This is a genomic window from Enterobacter cloacae complex sp. 2015409 (assembly GCF_041365315.1).
Classification (GTDB): domain Bacteria; phylum Pseudomonadota; class Gammaproteobacteria; order Enterobacterales; family Enterobacteriaceae; genus Enterobacter; species Enterobacter pseudoroggenkampii.
Genome location: NZ_JBFTVM010000001.1, coordinates 2,414,233 through 2,428,693, shown reverse-complemented (window position 1 = coordinate 2,428,693; position 14,461 = coordinate 2,414,233). Strand labels below are relative to the sequence as shown.

Genomic DNA, 14,461 nt, shown 5'->3' with positions numbered 1-14,461 from the left:
ATTTTGATGTCTAAGATTAAAGGTAACGTTAAGTGGTTTAATGAGTCCAAAGGATTCGGTTTCATTACTCCTGAAGATGGCAGCAAAGACGTGTTCGTACACTTCTCTGCAATCCAGTCTAATGGTTTCAAAACTCTGGCTGAAGGTCAGCGTGTAGAGTTCGAAATCACTAACGGTGCCAAAGGCCCTTCTGCTGCTAACGTAATCGCTCTGTAATTCAGACGCGTCAGCAAGAATTTCAAAACCCGCTCCCTGAGCGGGTTTTTTTCGTTTTGAATCAGCCAAGCAGATACATTTTCAGGAAGCTGGCAACGATCAGCACGCTTAACAACACCATGCCTGCGCTCATCAGACTCTGTTTCATTCTGTCACCCTCGTTCAGTTCTGCATTCAGAGTGACAGAGAAAAATTAAGCCAACATTAACGGTTCGACGGTTAATGCGTGCTTGCGGAGGAAAAGAGCCAAAATGCGATCCCCGTCATCGCAAACGAGCCGAGCATGTTAATCGCGATGTTCGCCAGTGCCCAGCCGATACGGCCTTCCTGAAAGAGAAACACGACTTCTGCGGAGAACGTCGAGAAGGTGGTTAACCCGCCGCAGAAACCCGTCGTAATCAGGACTTTCCACATCGGGTCGATGTGCGTCATTCGGTTAAACCAGGCCAGACCCATGCCAATGATAAAGGCACCAATCAGGTTAGCGGCCAGTGTCCCCATAGGAATCGCCTGATGAAGAGGATTAAACCGCATACTCAGAAACCATCGCGCAACGCTACCCGTTCCCCCACCAATAAAAACGGCTAAAAGTAGTTGTAACACGCTAAATACCTGCTATTTGATGTGTAAGAGAAGCGAGTTTAACGCCGTTTATGATGAGGGGACAAATATGTATGTTGCGGTAGGGCAATTTGCGGTCACGCCTGACTGGCAGGCGAACGCGATAACATGCGTCAACCTGATGCTGCAGGCCCGGCAGAAAGGCGCGTCGCTGCTGGTTCTCCCCGAAGCGCTGCTGGCCAGGGATGATAATGACCCGGATTTATCGGTGAAGTCCGCGCAGCCGCTGGACGGCGAGTTCTTGCAGCAACTGCTCGCCCAGAGCGTGGGCAATACGATGACGACGATCTTAACGATCCATGTTCCCTCAACGCCGGGTCGCGCAGTCAATACGCTGGTGGCGATTCGTAGCGGGGCCATTGTCGCCCGCTACACCAAGCTGCATCTCTATGATGCGTTCAGCATTCAGGAGTCGCGGCGCGTTGATCCCGGAGACAGTATCCCACCGCTTCTGGAGATTGACGGATTTAAGATCGGGTTGATGACCTGCTATGACCTGCGTTTTCCCGAGCTGGCGCTCCATCTGGCGCTGCAGGGTGCGGACGTACTGGTACTCCCTGCCGCGTGGGTTCGCGGGCAGTTAAAAGAGCACCACTGGGCAACGCTGCTTGCGGCGCGTGCGCTGGATACAACCTGCTATGTGGTTGCCGCAGGGGAATGTGGCACGAAAAACATCGGGCAAAGCAGGGTGGTCGATCCGCTGGGGGTGACGATCGCCGCCGCCGCTGAAGCCCCGCATTTGCTGGTGGCGGAGATAAACTTAGAGAGAATTACGCTTGCACGTCAGCAACTACCTGTTCTTCGCAATCGTCGGTTTGCGCCACCGCAATTATTGTGATGTTTTTTTCAACAATGCTTGATTCACCTTGTTACAGATTGCTATTGTGTGCACGCGCTAAATGACCGTTAATACAATCAGGTTTTGGCGCTGAATGCAGCCTGTTTTAAGTAAAGAAGGTATCTATGGGTGAGATTAGTATTACCAAACTGCTGGTGGTTGCCGCACTGGTCGTCCTGCTGTTTGGTACCAAGAAGTTACGCACGCTGGGTGGTGACCTGGGGGCTGCCATCAAAGGCTTTAAGAAAGCGATGAACGACGATGATGCAGCAGCGAAGAAAAGCGCCGAGGATGACGTCCCGGCAGACAAGCTTTCTCACAAAGAGTGACAGCAACGCCTGAGGGCTTGCGAAAAAAACCGGCTCATGAGGCCGGTTTTTTTGTATTACTGTAAAAGAATATTACAGCATTATTTAACTTCTTCGCCTTTTGCCTGCATATCGGCGTGGTATGAGGAGCGAACGAACGGGCCGCAGGCTGCGTGGGTGAAGCCCATCGCCATCGCTTCGGCTTTCATTTCATCGAACTCGTCCGGGCTCACGTAGCGCTGTACCGGCAGGTGGTGACGGCTTGGCTGCAGATACTGCCCCAGGGTCAACATGGTCACACCGTGGCGGCGAAGATCGCGCATCACCTCAATGATTTCCTCATTGGTTTCACCTAGCCCCACCATCAGACCAGACTTGGTCGGAATATGCGGATGCGCTTCTTTGAAACGCTCCAGCAGTTTCAGAGACCAGTTATAGTCAGCACCCGGGCGGACCTGACGGTAGAGACGCGGCACGTTCTCCAGGTTGTGGTTAAACACATCTGGCGGCGTTGCTGTCAGGATATCCAGCGCGCGGTCCATACGGCCACGGAAGTCAGGCACCAGCGTCTCGATTTTGATGTTAGGGCTTTTCTCGCGAATGGCCGTAATACAGTCGGCGAAGTGCTGAGCACCACCGTCACGCAGATCGTCACGGTCAACGGAGGTGATAACTACATAGCGCAGCGCCATGTCAGCAATGGTCTGCGCCAGTTTCAGGGGTTCGTTAGCATCAGGTGCGACTGGACGGCCATGAGCAACATCGCAGAACGGGCAGCGGCGGGTACAGATAGCACCCAGAATCATAAACGTCGCGGTACCGTGATTGAAACATTCAGCAAGGTTCGGACAAGAGGCTTCTTCACATACGGAGTGAAGGCCATTCTTACGCATCGCCGCTTTGATCCCCTGGATACGCGAAGAGTCGGCCGGAAGTTTGATTTTCATCCATTCCGGTTTTCTTAACAGCGCCTCGCGCTCTGTAGCCACGTTTTTAACCGGGATAAGGGCCATTTTATCGGCATCGCGGTATTTAACACCGCGTTCCATCACAATGGGTTTACTCATAGCGTGCGTGTTCCAGTTGCGAATATCGAAGGAAAGCGTTTCAATTCAAGGGAATGTTGTATTTATCAACTATTTTTGAACGAACGACAGGCAGTATATCATTGAAACGGTCGTTAAAGCAGCCTGCCAGATCGCCAATTTGTAAAATAGTTGTTGTTTTGTGCCTTTCGCCCTGCCTGGTGCAGGGTCTTGTGCTGGCTAAACCTGTCAGAAGGCCTGACGGATAATGCGGATGACGTTTTCCAGAACCGGGTCGCGTAAACTCAGCTTGTTGTAATGCAGTGAAATCTCGATTGATTCCGCATTAAGCTGACTGAGTGGAATGCTCTCCAGCGGCCAGCATTTTTGTAGCAGGCTGTACAGGCGCGATGGCATGACGCACAGCATATCGCTGCTGCCGATCAGCGATGCGGTGGTAAACATATTGTAACTGCTGAAGCTGATCTGACGTTCCGGGAAAATTTCATCAATACGCTGACGAAGGGCGTGGTTAGACTGCCCTTCGGTCATGAAAGACGAGTGGTCGTAGTTGCGCAGGTTTTCGATGGTCAGCGGTTCGCTGAGAACCGGATGCTGCTGCCGGCAAACCAGCACCAGGTTATCCGAATAGAGCACATTTTGACCCAGCGCTCTGGCACTGAAGCTGCCGCTTTCAATAATCAGGTCCGTCTGGAACTGGGCAAGCTGAATGTCAGGTTCATTGAGCGGCACATTACGAAGCAGGAGCTGCGGAGCATGCTCTTTCACGGCCTGGAAGATCGCCGGCATCACCAGCACACCCACAGAAGGGGAACAGCCGATGGTGATGGTTCTCTGCTTATCATAGCTCCCGGTTAAATCCAGTGCGCCCAGAATCGACTCCAGCCCCTGGCTGATGTACTCGTGGAGATGCGTGGCGTAAGCCGTCGGCGTTACCCCCTGGCCCTTACGGATAAATAACGGGTCAGGAAATATAGCGCGTAGCTTTTGGATTGACTGACTTATTGCTGATGGCGTGAGATTAAGAATTTTCGCAGCGTTAACGATACCTTTATGGACATATACTGCCTCAAAAATAGTCAGTAAATTGAGATCAATATTACGTAAAGTCCGAAAAATTTGCGGCTTGTCTTCGCCACCAGGTTCATTCAGTCGTTTGGCTGGTAAATTATTATACTCCACGCTTTCACCCCGTATACATTCACAATATGAATGATAGTTGAATTTATTTATTATGCTTGTAGAGATTCGTAAAGTGTTGGTTTTGTTTCACTTGTTTATCAAAAGCAAACAGTTGTGTGATAATTGCTCACGTTACTTATGCCGTGTTTGCCGAGCTTGCTGGAGGCTAAATAATATGTAGCGGTAATATTCGGGCGCTTCGAAAATATAGAATCTGTGGATTATTGTAAAGTGCAAAAGCGGTAAATAAACAGTGGCCCGTCAAATTATCGAGCCCTGTTGTACGATATATTAAGCAGGGATATATTCGTGTGGGGGATTGTTAAGTAGCGCTAACACGTTCTTCAAAAGCACGGGACGAATATGTTCGGGCGTAGCGGCTTCTACCCACTGGCGCATTTGCGTCATTTCCATGCCGGCGTAGCCGCAGGGGTTTATGCGCTGGAACGGCGCGAGATCCATGTTTATATTCAATGCCAGGCCATGGAATGAGCAGCCTTTTCGAATACGCAGCCCCAGGGAGCAGATCTTCATTTCCCCAACGTAAACGCCCGGCGCATCGGCACGCGGATGCGCGTCAATACCATATTCCGCCAGCGTGTTGACAACGGTTTGTTCCAGTAAAGTGACCAGTTCACGCACGCCCAGCTTTCTGCGCTTCAGATTGAGCAGGACGTACATCACCTGCTGCCCGGGCCCATGGTACGTGACCTGACCGCCGCGATCGCTCTGAATAACCGGGATATCTCCCGTCATTAATAGATGTTCTGCTTTACCCGCCTGACCCTGCGTAAATACCGGCAGGTGTTCGACCAGCCAGATTTCATCTGGGGTGTTGTCATCGCGTGAATCGGTGAAGTCATGCATGGCCTGGGAGACAGGCTCATAAGGTTGCAGCCCGAGGTGACGGACCAGAATTTTATCCTGATACAAAACTGCGTCTCCGAAGACGAGGGACAAAAGGTGTGGGGGGAGTATATCACAGCGGGGAGAAGGGTTACCCGGCAAACCGGGTAACCGCAAAGGGACTACAGTACCATACGAACGATTTCGATATTGCCGAGCTCTTCGTACAGCGTCTCAACCTGCTCAATGTGTGTCGCAGTGATGGTGATAGAAACCGAGTGGTAGTTGCCCTTGCTGCTTGGTTTTACTGACGGAGAGTAGTCACCCGGCGCATGGCGCTGTACCACTTCAACCACCTGATCAACCAGCTCAGGTTTCGCCAGACCCATTACTTTGTAGGTAAATGGGGTAGGGAATTCAAGCAGTTCGTTAAGTTTGGTTTTCATGTCAGCTCCGGCGTAACGTCAAAAAATAATAACTCCCACGTCAGGTGGGAGTTATCAGGATACTTAGTATATGGGGATCAAAATCACACTTTCAAGTGTTCAATTTTTAACCAAACCAGTGGTGGAACATCAATTTAATGTAATCAATGATTTTGCCGAAGAAATTGCCTTCAGGAATTTCTTGCAGGACAACCAGCGGACGCTGATCGATCGTTTTTCCATCCAGCTGGAAGTTGATCGTGCCTACAACCTGGTTTTTCTGCAGTGGAGCGTGCAGCTCGGTGCTGTTCAGCACGTAGCTGGCTTTCAGATCCTTCATACGACCGCGCGGAATGGTCAGGTAGAGGTCTTTATCAACGCCGAGAGAAGCACGGTCGTTGTCGCCGAACCAGACGGGTTCAGACGCAAACTCTTTGCCTGCTTTCAGTGGATTCACGGTTTCGAAGAAACGGAAGCCCCAGGTCAACAGCTTCTTGCTTTCTGTTTCACGACCTTTAAAGGTGCGGCCGCCCATCACGGCAGAGATCAGACGCATCTGACCTTCAGTAGCAGAGGCCACCAGGTTGTAGCCCGCTTTGTCGGTGTGGCCAGTTTTAATGCCGTCAACGTTCAGGCTGTTATCCCACAGCAGGCCGTTACGGTTGGTCTGACGAATCCCGTTGAAGGTGAACTCTTTTTCTTTGTAGATAGAGTATTCGTTAGGGACATCGCGGATCAGCGCCTGACCAATCAGGGCCATATCACGTGCGGAGCTGTACTGACCGTCTGCGTCCAGGCCGTGTACGGTCTGGAAGTGGCTGTTTTTCAGACCCAGCGCGGTAACGTAGCTGTTCATCAGACCCACGAAGGCATCCTGGCTACCGGCGGCGAAATCGGCCATCGCCACGCAGGCATCGTTACCCGACTGCAGGTTGATACCACGAATCAGCTGGGAAACAGGAACCTGCATACCCGGCTTCAGGAACATCAGAGAGGAACCTTTGAAGACAGGGTTCCCGGTTGCCCACGCATCATTACCGATGGTGACCAGATCCGATTCTTTGAATTTACCTGCCTTCATCGCCTGGCCGATAACGTAGCTGGTCATCATTTTGGTCAGGCTGGCCGGATCACGGCGGGCATCGGCATTCTGTTCTGCCAGCACTTTGCCAGAGTTGTAATCGATCAGGATGTAGGATTCCGCATCGATTTGCGGAACGCCAGGGATCATGGTCTTGATATTCAGGTCATCGGCGTGAGCTGCAGAAAGAGCAGCCGCGCAAAGGGCCGTGGTCAGCGCCATGCGCTGCACAAAACGAGCAGAAAAAGTGGTCTTCATGGTCAGAACTACGACATCCGTGATGGAATTAAAAAAAGTGCCTTACTATAGCAAATGCTATTCAGGCAGGCATCCGACTTTAAGCATGAGTTTGTGAATGTGTTTTACACTAACTGACAATTCGGATACCGCCGGTTAATTATTTCGCAACAGCGATAAATGACTGAAGTTGAGCTTCATTCTGCAGACGCTGCTGCAGGGAGGCTGCCTGCGATTTGCTGGCAAACGGCCCCATTTGAATGCGCCAGACCGCGCCGTTCTGCTCAACGCGTCCTGGTACGCCAAACTGCTGGCTCAGACGCTGTTGATACTGTTTGGCCCGGGCCTGATCGCTCACTGCGCCTACCTGAACCACATAGCTTCCGCTGACCGCTGCTGGAGCCGCCACCGCCGCACTTTGCGTGGTCGCTGGCGCCGTTACGGGAGCCGGCTGGGTCGCTGGCGTAGCGACGGGAGCAGGGGCTGGAGTGGGTTCACTGCCTTCCAGCACGCCCGTGGCTAAGGTCGTCGGTGCGCCAAGAAAGCCGCTACTCTTTACCGGCGCGCCGGTAGCATCCTCGCTTTGCAGCGTGTCATTGCTAATCGGGCGTATTTCTCCTCCCGGCTGAGCAGGCTCTGCCGGAGACGAGACGCTTCCCATTCCGCCGTCAAGATTTGGGCGGTCAGGAAGGGCATAGGTCTGTTTCGCCACCGTTGTACACGCGGTACCCGGTCCGGAGAGCGAACCATCCTGCGCGACGATAATCGGGTCAATACGAACTTTGGTGTTGTTCGAGGTGTTCAGGCGATCGGCAGACGCGCGCGAGAGGGAAATCACCCGGTCATTCCCGTACGGACCGCGATCGTTGATACGCACGACGATCATGCGGCCATTCGCCAGGTTGGTGATACGGGCGTAGCTCGGAATCGGCAGCGTTGGGTGTGCCGCCGTCAGTTGCATTGGGTCGAACGCCTCCCCGGAAGCCGTCAGGTTACTGCCTGGCTCGGCATCATAAATGGCGGCAAAGCCTGCCTGACTGAAACGGGAAGGATCCTGAACAATTTTATAGCTTTTGCCGTCGCGCTCGTAATCCTGATTGGCACTGGCATTCAGCGGTTCATAAACGGGATCGGCACCGCTGATTTCAACGATCGGGCCATTACACACCGCAGGCTGCGGCGGCGCGACGGTTGCCTGTTGCTGACCATCATCACTTGTGCAGGCCGCAAGTAAACTTGCCGCGATGCAGATCCCCAGCCACTGCTTACGCATTCCGATCCCCTTATTTTTATACGCTTTTTGACAACATTTTTCTGTGGGTATGGATCGACATCACGATACCAAACCCGGCCATCAACACGATCAGTGCCGAGCCTCCGTAACTCACCAGCGGCAGCGGTACGCCTACCACCGGCAGAATACCACTCACCATACCAATATTTACGAAGACATAAACGAATAAAATCAGCATCAACCCGCCAGCCATGACGCGACCAAACGTGGTTTGTGCACGCGCTGCAATCCACAATCCCCGCATGATCAGCAGGACATACAGCGCAAGAAGTATCAGAATGCCAACCAGCCCCAGCTCTTCCGCCAGTACGGCAAAGATAAAATCGGTGTGGCGTTCCGGTAAAAATTCCAGCTGCGACTGCGTACCGTGCAGCCAGCCTTTACCGCGCAGGCCCCCGGAGCCAATTGCAATCTTCGACTGAATAATATGATAGCCCGCGCCCAGCGGATCGGTTTCCGGATCGAGTAGCATCATGACGCGCTGGCGCTGGTAGTCATGCATCAGGAAGAACCAGAGGATAGGGATGAACGCCGCAATCAGCACCACTGCGATACCAATCAGGCGCCAGCTCAGTCCCGACAGGAACAGGACAAACAGGCCGGAGAGGGCAATAAGGATTGAGGTCCCCAGGTCAGGCTGTGCCGCAACCAGCAGCGTTGGCAGGAAAATCAGCACCAGCGCGATAGCGGTATTCTTCAGAGACGGCGGACAGACGTCGCGGTTGATAAAGCGTGCCACCATCAGTGGCACGGCGATTTTGGCAATCTCCGAGGGCTGGAAGCGGACAATCCCCAAATCCAGCCAGCGCTGCGCCCCTTTTGATATGGCGCCAAACGCATCTACCGCAACCAGCAAAATAATACAGAAGATGTAGAGGTAGGGCGCCCAGCCTTCGTAGACGCGCGGCGGGATCTGCGCCATCACCACCATAATGATCAGACCCATGGCAATCTGGCCAATTTTGCGCTCCATCATGCCGATGTCCTGGCCGCTGGCGCTCCAGATAACCAGGGCGCTGTAAACCAGCAGGGCCAGCAGGATCAGCAGCATGGCTGGGTCGATGTGGATTTTGTCCCACAGCGATTTTTTATTTGGATTATCCGTCATGATTATTGGTCCTCCGCCGCAGCGGCGGCCGGGTTTTCAGCCGGCAGTTCGGTGTTGTTATCACCCAGCATAATGTGGTCAAGGATCTGGCGCATGATGGTCCCTACAGCTGGACCGGCACCGCCGTTCTCCAGAATCATCGCCACCGCGACCTGCGGGTTATCATAAGGGGCAAACGCCGTCATCAGCTTATGGTCACGCAGACGTTCAGCAATGCGGTGCGCGTTATAGGTTTCGTTGGCTTTCAGACCGAACACCTGCGCAGTACCGGATTTCGCGGCCACTTTGTACGGCGTACCGGTGAAGTACTTATGCGCGGTACCGTTGGGGCGGTTTGCCACGCCGTACATACCGTCTTTCGCAATTTCCCAGAAGCCGGAATGAATGTCACCCACCGGCGCCTCGTGCGGCTGGTTCCACGGCACTTTTTTGCCGTCTTCAACCGTGCTCTGTAGCAGATGTGGTACTTTCACCACGCCGTCATTGATGAGGATCATCATGGCCTTGTTCATCTGAAGCGGTGTTGCCGTCCAGTAGCCCTGGCCGATACCCACCGGAATGGTGTCACCCTGATACCACGGTTTTTTAAAGCGCTTCAGCTTCCATTCTCGCGTTGGCATGTTGCCAGAACGTTCTTCGGAAAGGTCAACGCCGGTGTAATGCCCGTATCCGAATTTGCTCATCCACTCTGACAGGCGGTCAATCCCCATGTCATACGCCACCTGATAGAAGAAGGTATCCGCAGATTCTTCCAGCGATTTGGTGACGTTCAGATGACCGTGGCCCCATTTTTTCCAGTCACGATAGCGTTTATCTGAACCAGGCAGTTGCCACCAGCCCGGGTCAAACAGACTGGTATTACGGTTAATGACGCCGGCACTCAGCGCAGAAACCGCCACGTACGGCTTAACCGTTGATGCCGGCGGATAAACCCCTTGCGTCGCGCGGTTCACCAGCGGCGTGTTCGGGTCATTCAGCAGACCGGAATAGTCCTTACTGGAAATGCCGTCAACGAACAGGTTCGGGTCATAGCTGGGCATAGACACCATTGCCAGAATGCCGCCGGTACGAGGATCGGTGACCACAACGGCTGCACGGCTGCCCGCCAGCAGGGTTTCGATATACTGCTGCAGCTTAAGGTCGAGGGTCAGATAGACGTCATGCCCCGCCTGAGGAGGGACTTCTTTCAGCTGGCGAATCACGCGGCCGCGGTTGTTAACCTCAACTTCTTCATAGCCGGTTTGCCCGTGCAAAACGTCTTCGTAGTAACGTTCGATCCCCAGCTTACCGATATCGTGTGTTGCAGCGTAGTTTGCCAGCTTGCCGTCTTTATCAAGGCGGTCGACGTCTTTGTCGTTAATCTTGGAGACGTAGCCAATCACATGCGTCAGCGCGGAGCCGTAGGGGTAGTAGCGACGCTTGTAACCCTTCACTTCAACGCCGGGGAAGCGGTACTGGTTTACCGCAAAGCGGGCTACCTGGACTTCCGTCAGGTTGGTTTTAACCGGGATGGAGGTGAAACGGTGAGAGCGGGAGCGCTCTTTTTTGAAGGCCGCGATATCGTCATCGTTAAGGTCGACAACGCTTTTCAGCGCTTCCAGCGTATCCTGAACATTATCAACTTTTTCCGGCATCATCTCGATTTGATAGATGGTGCGGTTTAACGCCAGCGGCGTGCCGTTACGATCGTAAATAATGCCGCGGCTGGGAGCGATAGGCACCAGCTTGATACGGTTTTCGTTTGAGCGCGTCTGGTAGTCGGTAAAGCGGACAATTTGCAGATTATAAAGGTTGGCGATCAGCACGCCGGTAAGCAGCAAAATCCCGGTAAAGGCGACCAGCGCCCGGCGCACAAACAGCGCGGACTCAGCCGTATAGTCGCGAAAAGAATTCTGTAGTTTCATCCGCTGCTTAATCTACCCTGGTCAGTCATTACTCGCGGTGATAGGGGTGGTTGGTAGTAATGCTCCACGCGCGATACAGGCTTTCTGCCACCAGTACCCGAACGAGCGGGTGGGGAAGTGTCAGCGCGGAGAGGGACCAACTTTGTTCAGCCGCCGCTTTGCAGGCGGGGGATAACCCTTCTGGACCGCCAATCAACAGACTGACGTCACGGCCATCCTGCTTCCAGCGCTCCAGTTCGTGCGCCAGCTGCGGCGTATCCCAGGGTTTTCCTGGAATATCGAGGGTGACGATGCGGTTTTTGCCTGCGGCAGCCAGCATCAGTTCGCCCTCTTTATCGAGAATACGTTTGATATCCGCGTTCTTGCCGCGCTTACCGGCGGGAATTTCCACCAGTTCGAACGGCATGTCTTTTGGAAAACGACGCAGATATTCAGTAAAACCGGTTTGTACCCAGTCCGGCATTTTGGTGCCGACGGCGACCAGCTGCAACTTCACGCATTAACCCCAGAGTTTTTCCAGCTCATACAGGCGACGGCTCTCGTCCTGCATGACGTGGACAATCACATCGCCGAGGTCGACAACCACCCAGTCAGCCGTTGCTTCACCTTCAACACCCAGTGGCAACAGTCCTGCTGCACGCGATTCCTGAACCACGTGATCGGCAATCGAAACAACATGACGCGTAGAGGTACCGGTGCAGATGATCATGCAGTCGGTAATACTGGATTTACCCTTAACGTCGATAGCGATGATGTCCTGACCTTTCAGGTCATCAATTTTGTCAATAACAAAATCCTGGAGTGCTTTACCCTGCAAGTTTTCCCCCTGGGGTGAATGAGATTGTAAAACGTTGAATTCGTAGCCAGACAGTATACCTGAACTCACGCCTGTGTCGGGACAAATGTCTCCGACCGGGCTTTTGAAGGCGGGTATCATCCCACCCTCTGCCTGAGATTGCATCGCCATTTTTGTAAAACAATTTCTGTAAAGCAATGATCGGCGGGAAAGTCTGGCAGCGGAGAATAACAGTATGGCTTAACCTGTCAAGGCAGGATAAACAATAAGCCGCTTTTTATGCCCTCCGGCTATTCATCTGCGCTTTTCTGATACAACCCGTGCGTATGGATATACGCCAGCACCGGGGCTGGCAGTAGATCGTCACAGGCTAAACCCTGCTGTAAACGCTCACGTATGAGGGTTGCAGAGATATCGAACCACGGCGTTTCCGCCAGATAGATCTTCCCGGCAGGCCGATTGTGAAGATCTTCAACATTATCGGTGAGATGATCTTCCAGCCACTGCTGGTACTGCGCTTCACGCATGGTCAGAGGATAGCCAGGGCGGCGGCAGACGAGCAGATGGCTGTTCTCCAGGATGGTTTCATACTGATGCCATGTGGGTAAATTCAGCAGGGAATCCTGGCCGATGATAAACGCCAGCGGCTGGTCTGGACCCTGTTCTGTGCGCCACTCCTGAAGCGTCTGTGACGTCCAGGAGGGCGTGTCGCGACGCAGCTCACGCTCATCAAGTTGGAAGAGCGGTTTATCTTCGATGGCAAGGGCGAGCATCGCTTTTCGCTGCTCGCTGGTCGCCTCCGGCTGTGGACGATGGGGCGGGACATTATTGGGCATGATGGTGACGCGCTGAAGGCCGATCAAATTCGCCAGAATTTCAACCGGCTTCAGGTGCCCGTAATGTACCGGGTCGAAGGTGCCGCCATACAGGGCCTGTAAAGAATGCATACTATCCATCAATAAAAACGTCTGCCAGCGCCTTGTGGCAGAGCAGCAGAGAAAGGCTTTCCAGCTCCGCCCAGACCGACTGGCCGTAATCTTGTTTTAACGTGAGCTCAGCGCGCATCAGAAGCTGTACAGCCTGACGAAGCTGTTCATGACTCAGGCGGTTGACGGCCTCGGTGGTCAAAGCCCGGCGATTTTGCCACACGCGGTGTTTATCAAACAGCGAACGCAGCGGCGTATGGGCAGACTGGCGCTTGAGCGTAATCAGCAGCAGTAATTCGCGCTGCAGCGTACGCAGCAGAATAACGGGTTCGCTCCCTTCAAGACGCAGCTGTTGCAGAATATGCAGGGCGCGTTTGCTTTTTGCCGACAGTAGCGCGTCCACCCAGTGGAACGGCGTGAAGTGCGCCGCGTCGTTAACGGCCTGCTCGACGCGCGGCAAGGTCAGCTTGCCATCCGGCCAGAGCAGGGAGAGTCTGTCAAGCGCCTGCGCCAGGGCCAGCAGGTTACCTTCATAGCAGTAGCACAGCAGTTGATTCGCCGCATCATCCAGTTGGAGGTTGTTCTGCTTCGCTCTCGCTGACACCCATTTGGGCAGATGCGCCTGCTCAGGCGTCTGACAGGTGACCTGCACCGCGTGGGCTGCGATCTGGGTAAACCACGCCGCGTTTTCCTGGGCTTTGGTAAGCTTGTTGCCACGCACAATAAAGAGCAGATCGCTGTGTAACAGGCTGACCAGCGTAGCGAGCTGCTCGTTCATGGCCGCGTTAGGACCATTTTCCGGCAGCAGGATCTGAATAGTCTGGCGCGAGGCGAAAAGGCTCATCGCCTGACAAAGCGAGAAGAGGGCGTTCCAGTCGGTGTTGTTGTCCAGTTGGACGGTGTGGTGTTCATCGAAGCCCTGCGCTGCGGCAGCATGCCGCACGGCATCCTGGCTTTCCTGAAGTAATAACGGATCGTTTCCAAGAAGCAGATACGCCGCGCGCAGCCCTTCATTGAGCTGCGCGCGGAGTTGTTCAGGATACAGCCTGATCATCATTTACCCAGAGAGTTAGCAGCAGGAAGCGTGCCAGCAACCGGTTTTTCAACGATGTCAGATCCTTGTTTAGTTGACGCTGCAATACTTGGCAGTTTACGGATCAGCTGTTCTGCTGCCTTGTCGTACATTTCGTTGATGATAATCTGCTGTTCGGCATCTTTTGCCAGCGCCGTCTGCGGGTTATCGAAGAACGAACGGTATACTTTCGTGCTGATCGGGTAGATGTCTTTACCGGGGATCAGGACTGCCGCGTCGACCGTCAACACCATCTGATACTCAGCTGTACGTCCATCCTGGAAGATAGAGGCTGTATCTCTCGACAGGCCGCCACCTATAACACGCAGAGACGGTACATCCTGGCGCAGGGTTTGTTTTTCGACAATCTCTACGCCGTTGAGACGCAGCTGATTACGAATGGCCCGGCTGAGTGGGCCATTCGGATCTGGTGAGTCGAACATCATCGTTTTCATCTCAGCGGGCACCGCCGTGGTATTGCGCAGGTGCCAGCCACAGCCAGCGGTGACAAGCACCGCCAGTGATAAGAGTATTGTTGCCAGTTGTCGCACGTTTCCTCCC

At 53.6% G+C, this 14,461-nt stretch carries 17 protein-coding genes; 3 read left to right on the top strand and 14 right to left on the bottom strand.

Features of this window, described 5'->3' with window-relative positions; all coding sequences use genetic code 11:
* The first annotated feature begins 6 nt into the window (after window positions 1-6).
* On the top strand, window positions 7-216 hold the full coding sequence (gene cspE / locus ACDO57_RS11890) for a transcription antiterminator/RNA stability regulator CspE (protein ID WP_002439184.1): 210 nt from the start codon (window positions 7-9) through the stop codon (window positions 214-216).
* A gap of 219 nt (window positions 217-435) precedes the next feature.
* On the opposite strand, the gene crcB is transcribed toward cspE, so the two are convergent.
* Complete coding sequence (gene crcB, locus ACDO57_RS11885) at window positions 436-819, bottom strand: fluoride efflux transporter CrcB (protein ID WP_024907010.1); 384 nt, start codon at window positions 817-819, stop codon at window positions 436-438.
* A 67-nt stretch (window positions 820-886) separates the two neighbouring features.
* On the opposite strand from crcB, the gene ACDO57_RS11880 reads away from it, so the two are divergent.
* Both ACDO57_RS11880 and tatE read left to right on the top strand, forming a co-directional pair.
* The gene (locus ACDO57_RS11880) at window positions 887-1,675 is read left to right on the top strand and encodes a deaminated glutathione amidase (protein WP_370883999.1); all 789 of its coding nucleotides are present in this window, start codon (window positions 887-889) and stop codon (window positions 1,673-1,675) included.
* Window positions 1,676-1,800: 125 nt separating this feature from the next.
* Complete coding sequence (gene tatE / locus ACDO57_RS11875; RefSeq protein ID WP_023310742.1) at window positions 1,801-2,004, top strand: twin-arginine translocase subunit TatE; 204 nt, start codon at window positions 1,801-1,803, stop codon at window positions 2,002-2,004.
* Between the two features lie 80 nt (window positions 2,005-2,084).
* Here tatE and lipA read toward each other — a convergent pair whose 3' ends face one another.
* The 13 genes from lipA to lptE form a co-directional block, all read right to left on the bottom strand.
* Complete coding sequence (gene lipA / locus ACDO57_RS11870) at window positions 2,085-3,050, bottom strand: lipoyl synthase (RefSeq protein WP_267217068.1); 966 nt, start codon at window positions 3,048-3,050, stop codon at window positions 2,085-2,087.
* Window positions 3,051-3,257: 207 nt separating this feature from the next.
* Window positions 3,258-4,211 carry a YbeF family transcriptional regulator gene (locus ACDO57_RS11865; RefSeq protein WP_024907013.1) on the bottom strand — a complete coding sequence of 318 codons (954 nt, stop codon included), beginning with the start codon at window positions 4,209-4,211 and terminating at the stop codon, window positions 3,258-3,260.
* A gap of 291 nt (window positions 4,212-4,502) precedes the next feature.
* Window positions 4,503-5,144 (bottom strand): lipoyl(octanoyl) transferase LipB, encoded by a 642-nt coding sequence (lipB, locus tag ACDO57_RS11860; RefSeq protein WP_370883998.1) that lies wholly within the window; start codon window positions 5,142-5,144, stop codon window positions 4,503-4,505.
* Window positions 5,145-5,239: 95 nt separating this feature from the next.
* Window positions 5,240-5,503: a DUF493 family protein YbeD gene (ybeD, locus tag ACDO57_RS11855; protein WP_003858718.1), complete on the bottom strand. Its 264-nt coding sequence runs from the start codon at window positions 5,501-5,503 to the stop codon at window positions 5,240-5,242.
* A gap of 106 nt (window positions 5,504-5,609) precedes the next feature.
* Window positions 5,610-6,821: a D-alanyl-D-alanine carboxypeptidase DacA gene (gene dacA / locus ACDO57_RS11850; RefSeq protein ID WP_014069323.1), complete on the bottom strand. Its 1,212-nt coding sequence runs from the start codon at window positions 6,819-6,821 to the stop codon at window positions 5,610-5,612.
* 139 nt (window positions 6,822-6,960) lie between these two features.
* The gene (gene rlpA / locus ACDO57_RS11845) at window positions 6,961-8,073 is read right to left on the bottom strand and encodes an endolytic peptidoglycan transglycosylase RlpA (protein WP_370883997.1); all 1,113 of its coding nucleotides are present in this window, start codon (window positions 8,071-8,073) and stop codon (window positions 6,961-6,963) included.
* A 16-nt stretch (window positions 8,074-8,089) separates the two neighbouring features.
* Window positions 8,090-9,202: a peptidoglycan glycosyltransferase MrdB gene (mrdB, locus tag ACDO57_RS11840; RefSeq protein WP_008501037.1), complete on the bottom strand. Its 1,113-nt coding sequence runs from the start codon at window positions 9,200-9,202 to the stop codon at window positions 8,090-8,092.
* A 2-nt stretch (window positions 9,203-9,204) separates the two neighbouring features.
* A complete protein-coding gene (gene mrdA / locus ACDO57_RS11835) occupies window positions 9,205-11,106 on the bottom strand; it encodes a peptidoglycan DD-transpeptidase MrdA (RefSeq protein ID WP_032649564.1) in 1,902 nt (633 codons plus the stop codon).
* A 28-nt stretch (window positions 11,107-11,134) separates the two neighbouring features.
* The gene (rlmH, locus tag ACDO57_RS11830) at window positions 11,135-11,602 is read right to left on the bottom strand and encodes a 23S rRNA (pseudouridine(1915)-N(3))-methyltransferase RlmH (RefSeq protein WP_003858701.1); all 468 of its coding nucleotides are present in this window, start codon (window positions 11,600-11,602) and stop codon (window positions 11,135-11,137) included.
* Between the two features lie 3 nt (window positions 11,603-11,605).
* Window positions 11,606-11,923 (bottom strand): ribosome silencing factor, encoded by a 318-nt coding sequence (rsfS, locus tag ACDO57_RS11825; RefSeq protein WP_023334893.1) that lies wholly within the window; start codon window positions 11,921-11,923, stop codon window positions 11,606-11,608.
* 269 nt (window positions 11,924-12,192) lie between these two features.
* The gene (gene nadD / locus ACDO57_RS11820) at window positions 12,193-12,858 is read right to left on the bottom strand and encodes a nicotinate-nucleotide adenylyltransferase (protein WP_048989993.1); all 666 of its coding nucleotides are present in this window, start codon (window positions 12,856-12,858) and stop codon (window positions 12,193-12,195) included.
* Entirely contained in the window at window positions 12,851-13,882 is a 1,032-nt protein-coding gene (gene holA, locus ACDO57_RS11815; protein WP_024907018.1) for a DNA polymerase III subunit delta, read from the bottom strand. The genes nadD and holA overlap by 8 nt, the downstream gene beginning before the upstream one ends.
* Complete coding sequence (gene lptE / locus ACDO57_RS11810) at window positions 13,882-14,451, bottom strand: LPS assembly lipoprotein LptE (protein ID WP_061715758.1); 570 nt, start codon at window positions 14,449-14,451, stop codon at window positions 13,882-13,884. Before lptE ends, holA begins: the two co-directional genes overlap by 1 nt.
* Window positions 14,452-14,461: the final 10 nt, after the last annotated feature.